The following is an 18254-nucleotide window of genomic DNA, read 5'->3' as shown; positions in this document are numbered from 1 at the left end:
TTCTACCTTTCAGCAAACCAATATATTATTTAATGGGTTAATGTATTTGGCTTTGAATATTACTATATTCTATTATTACCTCTTTTAGTATTGCCAGTGATACAGGTTTTGATAAACAGTTATCCATGCCCACATTAGTGCAACGCTGTTTTTCTTCTGCCAATGCGTTGGCAGTAATGCCAATAATGGGTTTGGTATAGCCTCTGTTTCGCAAGTATTGTGTTAGTTCATATCCATCCATATTGGGCATATTAACGTCTGTCAAAAGAATATCTGTTGAATTGTTTTTTAGATACTCAATTGCATCAATGCCATCATTTGCCATTGATACGCTAAAGCCTATTGAGGTTAATTGATCGACCAATAAATGACGATTAATAGGATGGTCATCAACAACTAATATTTTCACTGTATTGAGATTGCTATTAGTTTGCATCACTTTTGTTGAAGTAAGTGGTGATGGCAGCGAAATAGGCCAGGTTGATGCGAGAGAGTGTTCTGCCAGCAGAGTATCCAGCACACTACCCAATTCACTCAGCTCATAAGTATTATGCAGCCAATAATTTTCTCGTATTTGTTCTGGTGGACCAATATGTTTTTCTGATATTTCTATCTGATAATGTACAGAAATAGTTGGCTCGTTAGGTCGATCACTGATGAGTAATTCTGTGCCGTCTATTTTTTCTTCTTCGTATAGAGTAACTTGAAAATGATTCTGTGAAAGTAAATTATGTAGATATCTTTCAAGGAAGTCATTGCAAATAGCTAACATTATCTTTTGCTGAGAATGTTGTTTAGATACTTGTTTTGCATAAAACTTAACACCATAAAAAGGAATACGGATGGAAAAGATACTGCCAATACGTTTTTGTGAAATGAATTCAATATCACCATCCATCAAATTGATGAGTTTTTCACAAATAGCCAGACCTAACCCTGTGCCTTGTGTTGAATTTTCTTTGTTGGCGCTGATCTGGAAAAACGGTTCGAATAATTGAAATTGTAATTTATCCTCAATGCCAAGCCCTGTATCTTTGATACTAATATACAAATAACCATGTTTTGATGTAATTTCAATAACAACACAGCCAGAGGCCGTGAATTTAATAGCGTTGTTTAATAAATTAGAGATGATTTGTTGTAGTCTTACGGGGTCATTGCGGATGATATCAGGAACATCTGCATCAATATAGCAGTATAGCCCCAACCCTTTTTTTGTAATTAGAGGAAGATAGTTTGAAGTCACATGTGATATTACTTCTCGACAACTAAAATCCCTGGGTTCAATTTTTAACTGTTTGGATTCTATTTTAGAGAAGTCGAGAATATCGCTGATAATTTTCAACAATAGTGATGATGAATTATTCATTGTTGCCAACAATCGTGCCGATTCTGATGGCAATGAATGAGATTGGATAAGTTCCAGATTACCAATAATGCCATAGAGTGGTGTTCTTAATTCATGGCTAACTGTTGCAAGGAACATCGATTTTGCCTGGTTGGCTTGCTCTGCGGCTGAGGCCATCTCTTGCAAGGATTTTTCCATTTTTACGCGGGTGCTGACATCTATCAACACACAGATTGCAACTTCTTCATTACGATAGCGTGAATGTACAAAACTAATTTGCAGGTGATTATTATCGCTGGTGACGACATCAATATAGCTGCTGGTTTTATCGCAAATGATATCGACAATACGTTTTTGATCTTCATATGTCAGCATTCGGGTATAATTATGTGCCAGTTCATTACTTAGGATATTGACACCATCACTGACTCTTAAAATACTAATTCCCACTGGAGCCGAAGCAACAATTTTATGGTTAAATTGTTCATGTTCTTCAAGGCGGATTGCATTGTCTTCAGCCGGAGAAAACATTTTACGTTCAAATCGCCAGACAAAAAAGGTAATGGCGATTGCAGAAATAACATTCAATATGGCGCTATTAATCAGGCTGGCTTTGAGTTCAACATAAATTTGTTTTATTGGTATTGAATAAGCAACGTATAATGAAGCGGGTGATAATCGTCGCAGGAGTAACAAGCTGGTAAAATTATCATCGTAACCGAAGTAAGCCGACTGCATGTTGAAATTTATAGTGGTCTGTTTATTGATGCTTTTTGTCGGATAGAATAATTCGGGCTGTTTAAACTCGTTTAACAGCGTGATATGTAGAGGTCTATATGTAGCTTGTTTAAAATATTCCAGAGTAAGGTATTGGTCAATAATGATGATCCCTTTGATGTGCCCATCAATATAAACGGGTGAAAAAATATAAAAATTCCCCCCATCCGCTCTTGAGTCGGGTTGTATCGTAAAGATGGCTCGTTCTCTTCCCTGATCTTTCATGTTGATTACCCTCAGGCTACTTTCATAGATCATTTTCTTAACTGCGTCAGAGTCTACAATGTTGCCACGATAGGCTAATTTCACCATGCACATGCTTTTCGCATCAACAAAAAGAATTTGTGTTACATGATGTATAGGAGAAGTATTGTCATTCCGAAATGATAACGATTGATCCAATGACTCTAAATGATTATGTGAGCTTTTGTGTAAAAGCTCACAATCGGAATTTGAATTCAAAGGAATGTACGGCAGAATAGTGTCATATTGCGGTAGAGTAATTGTCGGATCTTTATCATTCTTTGATGATAATTCTTTCTCCACAATTACTTGAATATCTCGCAAGATACCGGAAAGTATCCGCACATTAGCAAATGCGACATCGAAGTTAGAATTAAATTCTTGTCGCATATCTGCTTTGACTGTATTGAAAAGATTTATCAAATAAAAGCTGGTTAGCAAGGCGCCGAGTGCCCATAACATAAATCCGAGCACCCGAAAAAGATAACGGGATATCTTTAATGACGTCCGAAAAGAAGATAGATATCTCAAAAGATCGCCTGACGAAAAACATGATTAATATTAACTGATCACAGCATATACTAGTGTAGCAGGGAATACAAAGCAGCATTTGACTCTTTAATGCTTCGTCAAAAGATCATGCAAAAAAAAGCAGACACCGAAATGCCTGCTCTATTATTAATGGTATGCAATAAGATTAGAATAAAATTAAAACGTATTACTCTTTATCTTCTGGCTCCGCATGCCCTTCAGCAGAGGAGGTTGTTGTATTATCATCCTCTTCCTCATCATCATCATCAGGTTCAGCTACACGCTGCAAACCAACGACTTTTTCGTCTTCTGATGTACGGATCAGAGTGACACCTTGCGTATTACGACCAACAGTGCTGACTTCAGAAACACGGGTTCGTACCAATGTTCCCGCATTAGTAATCATCATGATCTGATCAGTCGATTCAACTTGAATCGCGCCGATCACGTTACCATTACGTTCGCTGACCTTGATGGAAATAACACCTTGTGTAGCACGGGATTTTGTCGGGTATTCGCTCTCGGCAGTGCGTTTACCGTAACCATTCTCGGTGACGGTCAGGATTTCCCCTTCTCCACGAGGAATGATCAGTGAAACGACTTTATCGCCTACAGCAAGTTTGATACCACGAACCCCAGTTGCGGTGCGTCCCATCGCACGAACACCTTTCACGCGGACAGTGCCATCTTCCAGAGTTTCTTCCTCTTCTTCGAGGAAACGAACGACTTTGCCCTGTGCGGAGAATAGCATGACTTCATTGCTGCCATCCGTCAGGTCAACGCCGATCAACTCATCACCTTCATTCAGGTTCACTGCGATGATGCCGGCACTGCGCGGGCGGCTGAATTCGCTGAGTTTAGTTTTCTTAACAATTCCACTTGCGGTCGCCATGAAGATATTCAGTCCATCTTCATATTCACGCACTGGTAAAATGGCTGTAATACGTTCGTTCTGATCCAATGGCAACAGGTTGACGATTGGACGACCGCGGGCACCACGGCTTGCTTCCGGCAACTGGTATACTTTCATCCAGTACATCTTGCCCTTATTTGAGAAGCAGAGAATGGTATCGTGGGTATTAGCCACCAGCAAACGCTCAATGAAGTCTTCTTCTTTGGTGCGCGCGGCTGATTTTCCTTTGCCGCCACGACGTTGAGCTTCGTAGTCGGACAGTGGTTGGTATTTAACGTACCCCTGATGGGACAGTGTTACCACAACATCTTCTTGATTGATCAGATCTTCAATATTGATATCTGCTGAATTTTCAGTCAATTCAGTCCGGCGGGCATCATTATACTGTTCTTTAATGGCCAGCAGTTCTTCACGAATGACTTCCATCAAACGTTCAGGGCTTTCCAAGATGAACAGCAGCTCCGCGATGACTTTCAGCAGTTCACGATATTCATCAAGCAGTTTTTCATGCTCTAGTCCGGTCAGTTTTTGCAGGCGCAGATCCAAAATGGACTGTGCTTGCTGTTCGGTCAGGTAATATTTACCGTCACGAATGCCATACTGTGGTTCCAGCCATTCAGGACGGGCAGCATCGTTACCTGCCTGCGCCAGCATGGCAGCAACATTGCCCAATTCCCACGGCTGAGCAATCAGACTGGCTTTAGCCTCCGAAGGCGTGGAAGCGCGGCGGATCAATTCGATGACAGGATCGATATTAGCCAGTGCAACAGCCAATGCTTCAAGAATATGCGCACGTTCGCGGGCTTTTCTCAGTTCAAAGATAGTCCGGCGCGTGACAACTTCACGGCGATGGCAAACAAACGCAGAAAGAATATCTTTCAGGTTAAGTAATTTGGGTTGTCCTTGGTGCAGGGCAACCATGTTGATACCGAATGAAACTTGCAACTGCGTCAGTGAATACAGGTTATTCAGGACAACTTCACCAACGGCATCCCGTTTTACTTCGATAACGATGCGCATTCCATCTTTATCGGATTCGTCACGTAATGCACTGATCCCCTCAATCCGCTTCTCTTTTACCAGTTCAGCTATTTTTTCGATCAGTCGGGCTTTATTGACCTGATAAGGTATCTCATTGACGATAATGGTTTCGCGGCCATTTTTTTCATCAGTTTCAACTTCTGCGCGGGCACGGAGATAAATTTTGCCGCGACCTGTACGGTAGGCTTCCTGAATACCGCGACGTCCGTTGATAATGGCGGCTGTCGGGAAATCAGGGCCGGGAATGTATTCCATCAGGCCTTCAATACTGATGTTTTCATCATCAATATAAGCCAGACAGCCATCAATCACCTCAGATAGATTATGAGGTGGAATGTTGGTTGCCATACCTACCGCAATCCCTGATGAACCATTCACCAATAGGTTGGGTATACGGGTTGGCATGACCTCGGGAATTTGCTCTGTGCCATCATAGTTAGGCACAAAGTCGACAGTCTCTTTTTCCAAGTCCGCCAGCAATTCATGGGCAATTTTCGCCATGCGCACTTCGGTATAACGCATCGCTGCCGCAGAATCACCATCTACTGATCCAAAGTTCCCCTGACCGTCAACCAGCATGTAACGCATGGAGAAGGGTTGAGCCAGACGAACAATAGTGTCATAAACAGCGCTGTCACCATGTGGATGGTATTTACCAATAACATCCCCAACAACGCGGGCAGATTTCTTATAGGGTTTATTCCAATCATTTCCCAATACATTCATCGCGAAAAGTACGCGGCGGTGTACCGGCTTCAGTCCATCCCGAACATCTGGCAGTGCACGTCCAACAATAACGGACATCGCATAATCCAGATACGAGCTCTTCAGCTCTTCTTCGATATTGACCGGTGTGATTTCTCTGGCAATGTCGCTCATGGAGCCACTGTCCCTCATACTCCGAATTCAAAGGCTTAAATTATACCACAAATTGACAGTTTTATAAAAACCAGATGCGGGTATTTCGAGATTAAGGCATGTATAATAACTTTCTGTCACACATCCCCATAATACTGTTACATTTTCTGTGAATCAGTTTTCTGTGAACCAGTTTTCTGTGAAGCAGTTCCTAGGAGCGATATTGCTGATGAACATAAAAACCCCCGATTCACATATTCCGACCCATGCTAATGTGGATCAACAGGAAATCGAAAAATTTGAAGCTGTTGCTTCCCGTTGGTGGGATCTTGAAGGTGAATTCAAGCCCTTACACCGTATCAATCCACTGCGTTTGAACTACATCCTGCAACATGCTGATGGCCTTTTTGGTAAAAAAGTATTGGATGTTGGGTGTGGTGGAGGCATTTTGTCAGAAAGCATGGCGCATGAAGGTGCGGAAGTGACAGGGTTGGATATGGGATTTGAACCCCTTGAGGTTGCCCGCCTGCATGCGCTGGAGTCCGGCATTTCCGTCTCTTATGTTCAGGAAACAGTTGAAAACCACGCTGAACAGCATCAGCACGCTTATGATGTCGTGACATGTATGGAGATGCTTGAGCATGTACCTGATCCTGAATCTGTGGTTCGGGCCTGTGCCAAACTGGTAAAACCTGGCGGCCATGTCTTCTTCTCAACCATTAACCGTAACCGGAAAGCTTGGTTAATGGCTGTTGTTGGCGCTGAATATATTTTGAACATGGTGCCAAAAGGCACGCATGACGCGAAAAAATTCATTCGTCCTTCTGAATTGATTAATTGGACTGATAAGACTCCTCTGAAAGATCAACATATTATTGGTTTACATTACAATCCGTTAACAGATAAATTTCGACTTGGACACAATGTAGACGTGAACTATATGCTGCACACTCAATCAGTCTGACTGAAGTAACGAAGGGATTAATAAAGCGGCAACTAAATATTATTTTTAAGATTTTATTTTCCCTGTTTCGCCGATAGCCTTATGAAAGTAACATCAAGTAACTACGCAGGTTATCGGCTTTTTGGCAAAATTAATCCTCAAGTTATCCACAAAACTTCCCGATTTTGTACACTTGATAAAACGCGAAATTAACATTATCTTGTTATTACCGTTTTAATCACCCCCTATATATTGTGTTTCTTACCATCTGACACTAACAATACAGTTGCGATAGAGCAAAGGAAAAGTAACAACGCACCCAAGCTGACCCTTGGTCATTCTGGGCGTATCGTGCTGTCAATAGGTCAGACCAAGAAAAGCGATATAGGCGAGATACGAAAAAAGAGAAGGTGTATTTCCCCATGAACCAGAGTCTGCTAGTTACCAAACGTGATGGACATAAAGAACGAATTGATCTTGATAAAATTCACCGGGTTGTTACCTGGGCTGCCGAAGGTCTGAAAAATGTCTCAGTGTCACAAGTAGAGCTGCGTTCCCAGATTCAATTTTACGATGGTATCAAAACATCCGACATCCACGAAACCATGATCAAAGCTGCGGCTGACTTGATCTCTGGCGATGCACCTGATTACCAGTATCTGGCTGCGCGTCTGGCGATCTTCAATCTGCGTAAAAAGGCTTATGGTCAGTTTGAACCCCCTGCACTGCATGACCATGTTGTACGCATGGTAGATTTGGGTAAATACGACAAACATTTGCTGGAAGACTATTCCAAAGAAGAATTCGAGCAAATGGACAGTTTTATTAACCACTTGCGTGATATGAATTTCTCCTATGCAGCGGTCAAACAGCTGGAAGGGAAGTATTTGGTACAAAACCGTGTTACCGGTGAAATTTACGAAAGCGCCCAGTTTCTTTACATGCTGGTTGCTGCGTGCCTGTTTTCCTCTTATCCAAAAGAAACGCGCTTGGATTATATCCGTCGTTTCTATGATGCGGTTTCCACCTTTAAAATTTCACTGCCAACGCCAATTATGGCGGGGGTACGCACACCAACTCGCCAGTTCAGCTCTTGTGTGCTGATTGAGTGTGGTGACAGTCTGGATTCCATCAATGCGACATCCAGTGCGATTGTTAAATATGTTTCCCAGCGTGCCGGCATTGGCGTAAACGCGGGCCGTATCCGTGCATTGGGTAGCCCAATCCGTGGTGGTGAAGCTTTCCACACGGGCTGTATCCCATTTTATAAGCACTTCCAGACTGCGGTGAAATCCTGTTCTCAGGGTGGCGTTCGCGGTGGTGCAGCAACATTGTTCTATCCGTTGTGGCATTTGGAAGTAGAAAGCCTGCTGGTACTGAAAAATAACCGTGGTGTTGAAGGCAACCGCGTTCGTCACATGGACTACGGTGTACAAGTTAACAAACTGATGTATGAGCGCCTGATCAAAGGGGAAGAAATTTCTCTGTTCAGCCCGTCGGATGTTCCTGGGCTGTATGATGCTTTCTTTGCCGATCAGGATGAATTTGAACGTCTGTATACGCAGTATGAAAATGACAGCAACATCCGTAAAGAGCGCATTAAAGCCGTTGAATTGTTCTCACTGATGATGCAGGAGCGAGCTTCAACTGGCCGTATTTACATCCAGAACGTTGACCACTGCAACACACATAGCCCGTTTGATCCGTCTGTTACACCTGTGCGTCAGTCAAACCTGTGTTTGGAAATTGCACTGCCAACCAAGCCATTGAACAACATTAACGATGAAAATGGCGAAATTGCACTGTGTACACTGTCTGCTTTCAATTTGGGCGTTATCAAAAATCTGACTGAATTGGAAGAACTGGCGGAATTGGCCGTCCGTGCTCTGGATTCTCTGTTGGATTATCAAGATTACCCGATCATTGCCGCGAAACAAGGCTCAATGGGGCGTCGTACTCTGGGTATCGGTGTGATTAACTTTGCCTATTATCTGGCGAAAAACGGCGTACATTATTCCGATGGCAGTGCAAATAATTTGACTCATAAGACATTTGAAGCCATTCAGTATTACCTGCTGAAAGCCTCAAATACGTTGGCGAAAGAGAAGGGTGCCTGCCCGTGGTTTAGTGAAACCACTTATTCACAAGGTATCCTGCCGATTGATACTTATAAGAAGACGCTGGACACATTGACCAACGAACCTCTGCACATGGATTGGGAAGCTCTGCGCCGTGATATTCAACAGCATGGCCTGCGTAACTCAACATTGTCTGCATTGATGCCATCAGAAACTTCTTCGCAAATCTCTAATGCGACCAATGGTATTGAGCCACCACGTGGTTATATCAGTGTTAAGGCATCGAAAGACGGTATTTTGCGTCAAGTTGTACCGGATTATGATCTTCTGAAAGGTGCTTATGAGCTGCTGTGGCAGATGCCGAGCAACGATGGTTATCTACAGTTAGTCGGGATCATGCAGAAATTCATCGATCAGTCGATTTCTGCCAATACCAACTATGACCCGGCACGTTTCCCTAATGGCAAAGTTCCGATGAACCAATTGCTGAAAGATTTACTGCTCGCTTACAAATATGGTGTGAAAACATTGTATTACCACAACACCCGTGACGGTGCGGAAGATGTTCAGGGTGATCTGGAAGAAGTCGTTGAATCTGCTGATTCCGACTGTGAAGGCGGCGCGTGTAAGATTTAATTTGAGGAAGCTATGTCCTATACCACTTTTTCGCAAGTAAAAAATGATCAATTACAGGAGCCGATGTTTTTCGGCCAGTCTGTTAACGTGGCGCGTTTTGATCAGCAGAAATATCCTATTTTTGAAAAGCTGATTGAAAAACAACTCTCCTTCTTCTGGCGTCCGGAAGAAGTGGACGTTTCCCGTGATCGCATCGACTATAATGCGCTGCCGGATCATGAGAAACACATTTTCATCAGCAACCTGAAATATCAGACGCTGCTGGATTCCATTCAGGGCCGTAGCCCGAATGTGGCTTTCCTGCCGCTGATTTCTATTCCAGAATTGGAAACATGGGTTGAAACGTGGTCGTTTTCGGAGACGATTCACTCGCGTTCTTACACGCATATTATCCGTAACATTGTGAATAATCCTTCTGTCGTGTTTGACGATATAGTGGAAAACGAACAGATTTTAAAACGCGCCCAAGATATTTCTGCGTATTACGACGATCTGATCGAAATGACCAACTATTATCATCTGTTGGGCGAAGGGGTACACGATGTTGCTGGTAAAACAGTGACAATTAACCTGCGTGCATTGAAAAAGCAGCTTTACTTGTGCCTGATGAGTGTTAACGCCCTGGAAGCTATTCGCTTCTATGTCAGCTTTGCGTGTTCATTTGCCTTTGCCGAACGTGAGTTGATGGAAGGTAACGCCAAAATCATTAAACTGATTGCCCGTGATGAAGCTCTGCATCTAACGGGAACCCAGCACATGTTGAACTTGTTGCGTTCTGGTCAGGATGATCCTGAAATGGCGGAAATTGCCAAAGAATGTGAACAGAAATGTTACGATCTGTTCGTACAGGCAGCAGAACAGGAAAAAGAGTGGGCTGACTATCTGTTTAAAGACGGCTCCATGATTGGTCTGAACAAAGATATTCTGTGCCAGTATGTTGAATATATTACCAATATTCGCATGCAGGCAGTTGGCTTGAAATTACCGTTTGAAACTCGCTCCAATCCGATTCCATGGATCAATGCGTGGCTGGTTTCTGATAACGTTCAAGTGGCTCCACAGGAAGTCGAAGTCAGTTCTTATTTGGTTGGTCAGATTGATTCGGAAGTCAATACTGAGGATCTCAGCGGTTTCGAACTCTGATATGGCTGATTATAAAGTTACCCTGCCGTCAAGGCAGGGTTTATCCATCCATTATTCTTCAGGTTTCCACGGTAATTTGCTGGAAGCGCTAGAACACGGCAAAGTGCAACTTGAATACCAATGCCGTCAAGGGTACTGCGGTTCTTGCCGTGTTCGTCTGGTTAAAGGGAAGGTGGGATACCCTTGTAAACCATTGGCATTTGTTAATGAAGGGGAAATTTTGCCTTGTAGCTGTCATCCGCTGACAGATATTGAAATTGAACCGTAATTTCCCGCTTCGCAATTCGAATGCTGTGGGGATTAGACTAATTGTCAATCTTACTACTGCCAAAGCGCTTCGGATTGCCCTTGGTTGTGGACATGTCGATTATCACGATGGTGTGTTCACATTATCGATTTTTATATCAGCTATAAAGAAACCAAAATCCAACCTAAAAATGAAAGTTACCATGTCAATAGCCTTAATATTGAGGTTGGGTATCATTTTTGAATATGCCATATTTGATTAGGTAATCATGATAATTTAATGAAGTTATATCTATTTAACATGATATAAATTAATAATAATTTCATGAAATTTATTTGTAATTAAATTCCTCTGTATATCTATCTTTAATAAAATTATTCCAAAACAAGATATTGGGTAATAATAGTTTTATTTTCATTCTATTTTTTATTGGTATATTGTTTACTATTTCGCATGTCTTACCACAGAGAGCTATTTATCAAAGCTGAGAGTCATTTATCAGCCACTGCAAACTGGGAATTTGGCCGAGATAAATATCATATTCCTGAAAGACACTTGTCAGGCAAGTATCTTTTTGTTGAATTATAGGAGGATTTTAAAGTAAGAGGCGAAGTGAGTTTACATCGTGCTCAAACATGCCTGTTGATTTATCATATCAACAATGTGGCATGCGTTTTTTACAGCGATTTGATATTCACTGCGTTACATCGCAAAAACAATGGAGTAACAATAATGTATAAAATTGATTATGTTTCGTATCGTTCAATCAAAAGCTTTAACCGGCGTTCCCGATTTTTAGTTATGCATTACACTGCTCTGAATTTCGAAAGATCGATTCAGGCATTAACAGGGAATCTCGTCAGTGCTCATTACTTAGTTCCGGATCCAGATGATCCGACTTATCAGGCCGCTGGATTCAGAGAAATTCATATTTTCAATCTTGTGGATGAACTTGAAAGAGCTTGGCATGCTGGAGTGAGTTATTGGGCAGGAAGAGAAAGTCTAAATGATACTTCCATTGGTATTGAGATTGTGAATGAGGCTAGTGATGAAAGTGGTGTTCTGACTTTTCCCCCTTATCATCCCGATCAAATTGATGCGGTTAAGGTACTGGCCATTAATATAGTCCAACGTTATCCAGATATTCATCCAACCCATGTAGTAGGGCATTCAGATATTGCCTGGCAGAGAAAAACAGATCCAGGCCCAGCTTTCCCATGGAAAGAGCTATATGATGTAGGTGTTGGGGCATGGTATGACGAAGCGACTAAACAAAAATATATCGGACAATTTGCTTATTGCCTGCCTGATACCGCCGCGATTTTAGAACAGCTTAAGCGTTATGGTTATGATATTTCAGGTACAGAAGAAGGTGATAACTTTCGGTCTTTAATCATGGCATTCCAAATGCACTTCCGCCCATCATCTTATGATGGTGCGCCTGATATAGAAACCATTGCCATTTTATATGCTTTAGTCGAAAAGTATTTTGGATAATAAATAACAATTTTCCATAAAGTATATCAAATAAGTTTTGAGTTGCGGCTCTGCTAAAAAAGTCACAACTTGAAAGATAAAGGGCATATTAAAGGGGGAATGATTCTGTGATAACAGTTTGGGGACGAAAAACTTCATCTAATGTTCAGGCGTTGATGTGGTGCATTGGTGAATTAGAGCTTTCTTTTACTCGCTATGATGTTGGGCATAAATATGGTGGCAACGATACACCTGAATTTTTGTCCATGAACCCGAATGGAACTGTGCCTGTTATCAGAGATGGCAAAGGTTCGCCAATTTGGGAGACAGGCGCTATTTTACGCTATCTTAGTAATCGATATGCGAAAGATCCTTTTTGGCCCGAAGACCTTGAGGCTCGCACACATATAGATAAATGGGCTGAATGGTCGAAAATAAATATTGCCCTGAATTTTACTGCCCCCATATTCTGGCGAGTAGTCCGTACTGCACCTCAACAGCAAAATCAGGATGAAATAACTAAGGCTATTCATAAGTTGGGTAATGTGTTGAACATTGCCGAAAAACAACTACAGCAACATCATTTTATTGCCGGTAATCATTTTACTCTCGCTGACATACAGTTTGGTCATATACTTTATCGTTATTTCGATATAGAAATTAATCGTCCATATCATCCGGCACTGATTAATTATTATGATAAGTTAACAGAAAGACCAGCATTCAGAGAGCATGTAATGATTTCTTATAAGGAATTGAGCGTTAGCTGAATACACTATTTCTCTTTCAGGTTGCTGCCTTACTGGTTGCAACTTGAAGATTATTGTATAGGAATAATAAATTAACATATGAGAATAAAAACTTATGATGTAGTTGCCTGTTTATTCTTTTAGATACCTTTAGAGTCTAATCAATAAATTTTTCTTGATTGAAGAGCTGAAAGACAATGGATGATCAATTGATTTATTTCTTTTGGTGATACATTGTTTCTATTTATAATTAAGAATTATTAAAAGACAAAATGTCAACTAATTACACATTGCATTATTTTAATATTAGGAAATATCCTAAAATTATAAATGAATTGTTTTTCTTTAATTATTTGATAAATAAATATTTTTATAAATTGAGTGTCTTGATTTATATGAATATATCGATGATTTTTGAGCTCTGAAAACAGGTGCTTTTCTATGTAATAATTTGAATTTAAATAAAATTTATCATCGTTGTAATTTTATTAGTGTAATTTTGGGGGAATAAATTGATGTTCTTCCGCTTATAGTTGAATTCTTGATATGAGCGCTGTATATTCCGAAAGCTTTTCTTGGTAAGACGAATACATCAAACGTAAATGACAGAGAATTTTTATTTATGAAAACAACACTATTAACAGCTTCTATCGCTGTGGGATTATCTATACTTACTTTTAATGCCTGCGCAAGCAATAGTGGTAAAAGCACTATTTCTTTAGGGTATGCTCAGAGTAACGCATCACTGAATAAAGGTAAGGAAATCTACCATAATGATGAGAAATTAAGTACAAACCAGTATGGTTTAAATCTAAAATATCGTTATGAGTTTAATGAAAAACTTGGCGTTATCGGTTCATTAACTTATACCCAATATGTACATGAGTATAATTATTTTGGTTCATCATCAAAATTCAGGTGGAAAAATACATCTCTGATGGCTGGCCCAACCTACCGTTTTAACGATTATATCAGTGCATATGGTCTGATTGGTGCGATTCGCAGTGAAGCTGGTTTTTCTGCATCAGGAGATAAAGATATTCAGAAAAAAACAGCATTATCTTACGGCGCTGGTTTACAATTTAACCCTACTCCTGTCTGGGCTATTGATGCTTCATATTCATATGCAAATTTAAAAGAAGCCAAACTTGGAACTTGGGTATTGGGTGTAGGTTATCGTTTCTAAGCTTTCACTTATCCATGTTTTTTATGTCTCTTTATATATTGCTTCTTTTTTAAACTAATTTATCTATTGGCGATCATTTTATGAATGATCATTTCGCCTGAACTCTTTGTTTGAAAGGTTCAGGCTTTTTGTTATGTATTCAATCACGATCTATTCAGAAATTACTCGTGTATGATTAATGCAATGCATTATGATTTTGTAAAGGTATACAAAATATAAAAGTCCAAATGTAATAAAAGAGAGAATAGCCCAAATGATGACGTATCCCAGTATTTGAACTAAATTGATATCACAATCTAACTTACCGATAATTTTCCCGCTATCTCGGTCAATAACATGCGTTTTGCTAATGATAAAACGAGTCATATAGTAAGGAAATACAAAGGCACCTAATCCCACGGTAAGTAATATAATCAGAAGCCAGATAATAAGGTGTAAAAAAATCTCAAGTATTCCCAATTCTGATTTTAACTTCAAACTACGAAAATCCATTAAATTCATAAAATTATCTCAATATTAAAGTGAATTCTGAAAATTGGTCGCTATGGAAACAATAATTATGGTCTTCGTAAGACAAACTTCTCGGAATGGTAGTTCAATTAAAAGAGAATGGATAGCGATATGGAGTAGGAAATATTTACATTAGATCTGAACAGGCGATAAAAAAGCCAGTGTTATGAATAACTGGCTTATCTCTGTCTGTACAGTGCGTTATATAGGGTGAGTGCTTACATAAAGCGAGTTGCTGATAAGCGAATAACAACGCAGTGTACGTTTGAGAGGAAAGATTTTACAGATTTCATGATGATGTCCTTTGGAGGGTTATAAATTGTGATTTACTTCACGAAAATCTAAATTCTGGGGAGGATTTTATGCTCAAAACAAAAAGAGTCAAGATATTTAATAAATTATTTTTTTAAAATTTAAAAAAAATTTGCAAATTTTATCATCTGATTGAAATTTAATGATATTTTTGTTGTTGGTGCTCTGTGGGAATTCTATAACTTGGCTACTATAGCGCCATCATTGATTTTTCCTTCGTCTATACTTTATGTTTAGGCTGTTTTTTGTTCTGATTTTGACTTGGTGATCGATCTGTCAGCGGAGAAAATGAATGGAAATCAGTGAAAATGGTATTAATAAACTCAAAAGTTATGAAGGGTTGAAATTGAAAGCATATCCTGACCCCGCTACTGGCGCTGAACCGTGGACAATTGGATATGGTCATACAAAGGGAGTCAAACCTGGGCAAGTGATTACCGTGCAACAAGCAGAAGCATTTTTGCATCAAGATCTTCTCCCGATTTATGCTGCCATCCATCGATTAGTTAAAGTATCTCTAACACAGGGGCAATTTGATGCTTTATGCTCGTTTATTTTCAATCTGGGAATGGGTAATTTTACCCATTCAACATTGTTGAAAAAATTGAATGCAGGTGATTATCAAGGAGCTGCCAGAGAGTTTTTGAAATGGGATCGGGCTGATGGACGAGAAATACCGGATTTACTCCGTAGAAGGGAATCAGAACAGCAAACATTCCTCTCATAAGCAGATTCAAACTTAATATGCTATATACCGTCATCTTCCAAGTTACATCTTTGTCGGCTTCGTTCACTCACCCTGGTCGCATAGTTAGTTATGTTTTTGGGATTCGTTTCCTTACCATTACGATGCAACTTGAAATCTATCAGATATAAGCGCTTAATACTAAAATAAATAATTTTTTAGCATTAAATTAACTATGAAAAAGCTTAAATTTCTGAAGCACTATTTTGTAATACAACGCGATAGCCATCAATATCTTCAAATGTCTTTCCATGCTTATCCCAATAAGGATTATAAGAAGGCAGGAGAATAAAACTGGCTTCTTGCATTGATTTTATTTGTGCTTGCCATTCAAGTTCATTTTCAATATAAAATGCTAATAAATTATCTTTCGTCGGTGCTTTTCCAACATATGTATTGTGGTGATGAGTGAATTCCAGATGCCAAGAATAATTGGGATGCCCTAACATAATACCATCAAAATCATCATGATCTTTGAATTCACCCAATATAGCGAAATTTAAACCTTGGCAATACATATCCGTAATTTCAACAAGGTTATCTGTTGGTCTGGCAATTCTAAGAATAGTTGATTTTTTCATGTTTTTTTAAAAGGGTAAGGTTGAGTCGGAAAATAAATATTACTTGGAAATATTTTGTTTTTTTTAGATAAAAGTGCTGGTGATTTCCCAGCACTCTTTAATTTTAAAAATATTATTTAATGTCAGCATCAATAACTTGATAGAAAGCATTATTGGTGTCGTCAATTGTCCATATACCGAGAATAACATGATATCCTGAGCGTTCTGGAACATTACAGATTATTTTGACTTTTTCGGCAGGTCTTTTTCCACTATCAAAACGCTCACAGAAGGGTTTTAAATCAAACTGCGCGCGAGTTAGTGGCTTATTTGGGTCCCAATCAGGTTTAGTAATGAAATATTGCCATGAAGTGGAGCTATGCTGGGCTGTTAACGCCCATATAAACTCATTAGCACCTTTATTGAGGTTGACATGATGCCAGCGATCAGCACTTTGTTCATTGAGTTGATTGAACTGACCAACGCCGCCACTGGCAATTTGTCCATCAGGTGGGCCGCCTTGTGGAAAGCCTTTGACGCCTTCAACTGATTGTGGCTCATACATGATGGGACCACAGTCTTTGTTAACGAGTTTAGAGCATAGAAGTGCTCTGCTTGGTGGTGTATCGATATATCCATGACGAGAGGGAGGTTCGGCAATACTAAAGAATGGGGTTGCACTAACAGCGGTCAATCCCACTAAAAGTAATGACTTTTTAATGTTCATGATGGAGTTCCTATTTTTTCCGTACTTGACTGTAAAATAAGTAACTTTAATTATTGTTATAATATTAATTAGTATGTATGGAATTTATTTTACTTCTTATGGAAAGGCATAAATATATTTATAACAAAATTAGTCAATTATAAATTCTTAATTTATGATAAGGGTGTGCTAGAAATATGTTCTTGAGAAAAATTATTGTTGTTTGGATGATGGGATTATGCCGATAGGTTAAATCTTATTTGAGTGATGTATCAATCAAGAAAAGCCCCTCTCTGTACTAGGGAGGGAAAGAGCGAAATAAGAAGCAAATGAGGGTGTACTAAACAAGTAGGGTATCCAGTACACGTAAATAAAGTAGACCTAAATGGCAAAACATGCAATAAACCAACCTTAAACAAAAGACAGTAATGATATCTTTAGGGGATGTAATCATCTAGAAATGGATATAAATTTTAAAGAATAGGTTAGATGAAAGGTTAAGAGTATTTAAACTTTTAGAGCAGTGACTTTGCTTTTCAGAGCAGGATGAAGTTAAGTTTTTTAAATTTGGGAAATATAAATTTTTTATTATGTTAGTATGACGCCGAACATGGTTTATGGATCTGTGTTTGAGATAGCAGCGTGTTCAAATCTGGTATTTGTTTCTAAGTGGTACTATTTAAATCTTACTTAAATAGCTTATTTTTGTATTGTATTTCACAATTATGCTTTAACTGATGTATAAATAACCTTGATGATTGCAATATAAAAATTTATATTTGCGGAATACCTTTATTTGTGGCACTTTACATACTCGTAAAATAAAAATTTTCATTACAAGATATGACAAGAATAAATGTTATTCTACCGAGCGAGTTGTGTGATCAACATTTACTCGCAGAGCATAGAGAGTTAACCAGAATCCCCAATGACATAGTTAAAAAACAAGGTAATGTCACGCTGTCAGCATTGAGTGCGTATACATTGGGAAAAGGCCATGTGATTTTTTTAGAGATAAATTGCTATTTTTAAAGAAAAGATATGAAGCTATTCATAGTGAATGCTTAAATAGAGGGTTTTCTGTGATAAATAGATGGCCTGATGAAGTGAGTATTTATACCCATTTGTGGAAGGACTATCAGGTAACCGATGCAGATATTGATATTAAGCTGATCGGATAAATGATCTGCATTGATGTTATAATCGGTCATCCGATGACTTACCGCCTGTTCTTATGAAATTGAAATCGAAT

14 protein-coding genes are annotated in these 18254 nt (G+C 39.4%); 9 read left to right on the top strand and 5 right to left on the bottom strand.

All coding sequences use genetic code 11. The features are described from left to right. Positions 1–37: 37 nt before the first annotated feature. Together rcsC and gyrA are read right to left on the bottom strand one after the other, a co-directional pair. Entirely contained in the window at positions 38–2899 is a 2862-nt protein-coding gene (gene rcsC / locus AB204_RS08690) for a two-component system sensor histidine kinase RcsC (protein WP_072061414.1), read from the bottom strand. 187 nt (positions 2900–3086) lie between these two features. Further along, entirely contained in the window at positions 3087–5732 is a 2646-nt protein-coding gene (gene gyrA, locus AB204_RS08685) for a DNA topoisomerase (ATP-hydrolyzing) subunit A (protein WP_047962989.1), read from the bottom strand. A gap of 208 nt (positions 5733–5940) precedes the next feature. On the opposite strand from gyrA, the gene ubiG reads away from it, so the two are divergent. The 7 genes from ubiG (at position 5941) to AB204_RS08650 (ending at position 14169) form a co-directional block, all read left to right on the top strand. Further along, positions 5941–6675: a bifunctional 2-polyprenyl-6-hydroxyphenol methylase/3-demethylubiquinol 3-O-methyltransferase UbiG gene (ubiG, locus tag AB204_RS08680; protein WP_047962988.1), complete on the top strand. Its 735-nt coding sequence runs from the start codon at positions 5941–5943 to the stop codon at positions 6673–6675. Positions 6676–7076: 401 nt separating this feature from the next. Further along, positions 7077–9368 carry a class 1a ribonucleoside-diphosphate reductase subunit alpha gene (nrdA, locus tag AB204_RS08675; protein WP_047962987.1) on the top strand — a complete coding sequence of 764 codons (2292 nt, stop codon included), beginning with the start codon at positions 7077–7079 and terminating at the stop codon, positions 9366–9368. Positions 9369–9380: 12 nt separating this feature from the next. Next, a complete protein-coding gene (gene nrdB, locus AB204_RS08670) occupies positions 9381–10511 on the top strand; it encodes a class Ia ribonucleoside-diphosphate reductase subunit beta (RefSeq protein WP_047962986.1) in 1131 nt (376 codons plus the stop codon). Between the two features lies 1 nt (position 10512). Next, positions 10513–10779, top strand: coding sequence for a class I ribonucleotide reductase maintenance protein YfaE (gene yfaE / locus AB204_RS08665; RefSeq protein ID WP_047962985.1), 267 nt, complete (start codon positions 10513–10515; stop codon positions 10777–10779). A 711-nt stretch (positions 10780–11490) separates the two neighbouring features. Further along, positions 11491–12255, top strand: coding sequence for an N-acetylmuramoyl-L-alanine amidase (locus AB204_RS08660; protein WP_047962984.1), 765 nt, complete (start codon positions 11491–11493; stop codon positions 12253–12255). 107 nt (positions 12256–12362) lie between these two features. Continuing rightward, positions 12363–13004 (top strand): glutathione S-transferase family protein, encoded by a 642-nt coding sequence (locus AB204_RS08655; protein WP_047962983.1) that lies wholly within the window; start codon positions 12363–12365, stop codon positions 13002–13004. A 601-nt stretch (positions 13005–13605) separates the two neighbouring features. Further along, positions 13606–14169 (top strand): Ail/Lom family outer membrane beta-barrel protein, encoded by a 564-nt coding sequence (locus tag AB204_RS08650; RefSeq protein WP_047962982.1) that lies wholly within the window; start codon positions 13606–13608, stop codon positions 14167–14169. A gap of 150 nt (positions 14170–14319) precedes the next feature. Here AB204_RS08650 and AB204_RS23930 read toward each other — a convergent pair whose 3' ends face one another. Next, positions 14320–14661 (bottom strand): DUF6693 family protein, encoded by a 342-nt coding sequence (locus AB204_RS23930; RefSeq protein ID WP_047963004.1) that lies wholly within the window; start codon positions 14659–14661, stop codon positions 14320–14322. 622 nt (positions 14662–15283) lie between these two features. Between AB204_RS23930 and AB204_RS08640 the strand changes: the two genes are divergently transcribed. Then, on the top strand, positions 15284–15718 hold the full coding sequence (locus AB204_RS08640) for a lysozyme (protein ID WP_047962981.1): 435 nt from the start codon (positions 15284–15286) through the stop codon (positions 15716–15718). 203 nt (positions 15719–15921) lie between these two features. Here AB204_RS08640 and AB204_RS08635 read toward each other — a convergent pair whose 3' ends face one another. After that, entirely contained in the window at positions 15922–16317 is a 396-nt protein-coding gene (locus tag AB204_RS08635) for a VOC family protein (RefSeq protein ID WP_047962980.1), read from the bottom strand. Positions 16318–16429: 112 nt separating this feature from the next. Beyond that, positions 16430–17023: a lytic polysaccharide monooxygenase gene (locus AB204_RS08630; protein ID WP_047962979.1), complete on the bottom strand. Its 594-nt coding sequence runs from the start codon at positions 17021–17023 to the stop codon at positions 16430–16432. A gap of 822 nt (positions 17024–17845) precedes the next feature. Between AB204_RS08630 and AB204_RS23925 the strand changes: the two genes are divergently transcribed. Next, positions 17846–18034, top strand: coding sequence for a pyrimidine dimer DNA glycosylase/endonuclease V (locus tag AB204_RS23925; RefSeq protein ID WP_200898215.1), 189 nt, complete (start codon positions 17846–17848; stop codon positions 18032–18034). The last annotated feature ends 220 nt before the right edge of the window (positions 18035–18254 follow it).

Origin of the sequence: Xenorhabdus khoisanae, from assembly GCF_001037465.1 — a bacterium.
GTDB lineage: Bacteria > Pseudomonadota > Gammaproteobacteria > Enterobacterales > Enterobacteriaceae > Xenorhabdus > Xenorhabdus khoisanae.
The sequence above is the reverse complement of the archived record's forward strand: the minus strand, read 5'-3'. Positions and strand labels throughout refer to the sequence as shown.

Bases quoted from the DNA above. Each gene is read 5' to 3' on its own strand.
- gyrA (WP_047962989.1), bottom strand. From the start codon at position 5,732: ATGAGCGACATTGCCAGAGAAATCACACCGGTCAATATCGAAGAAGAG.
- ubiG (WP_047962988.1), top strand. From the start codon at position 5,941: ATGAACATAAAAACCCCCGATTCACATATTCCGACCCATGCTAATGTG.
- nrdA (WP_047962987.1), top strand. From the start codon at position 7,077: ATGAACCAGAGTCTGCTAGTTACCAAACGTGATGGACATAAAGAACGA.
- nrdB (WP_047962986.1), top strand. From the start codon at position 9,381: ATGTCCTATACCACTTTTTCGCAAGTAAAAAATGATCAATTACAGGAG.
- yfaE (WP_047962985.1), top strand. From the start codon at position 10,513: ATGGCTGATTATAAAGTTACCCTGCCGTCAAGGCAGGGTTTATCCATC.
- AB204_RS08660 (WP_047962984.1), top strand. From the start codon at position 11,491: ATGTATAAAATTGATTATGTTTCGTATCGTTCAATCAAAAGCTTTAAC.
- AB204_RS08650 (WP_047962982.1), top strand. From the start codon at position 13,606: ATGAAAACAACACTATTAACAGCTTCTATCGCTGTGGGATTATCTATA.
- AB204_RS23930 (WP_047963004.1), bottom strand. From the start codon at position 14,661: ATGGATTTTCGTAGTTTGAAGTTAAAATCAGAATTGGGAATACTTGAG.
- AB204_RS08640 (WP_047962981.1), top strand. From the start codon at position 15,284: ATGGAAATCAGTGAAAATGGTATTAATAAACTCAAAAGTTATGAAGGG.
- AB204_RS08635 (WP_047962980.1), bottom strand. From the start codon at position 16,317: ATGAAAAAATCAACTATTCTTAGAATTGCCAGACCAACAGATAACCTT.
- AB204_RS08630 (WP_047962979.1), bottom strand. From the start codon at position 17,023: ATGAACATTAAAAAGTCATTACTTTTAGTGGGATTGACCGCTGTTAGT.
- AB204_RS23925 (WP_200898215.1), top strand. From the start codon at position 17,846: ATGACAAGAATAAATGTTATTCTACCGAGCGAGTTGTGTGATCAACAT.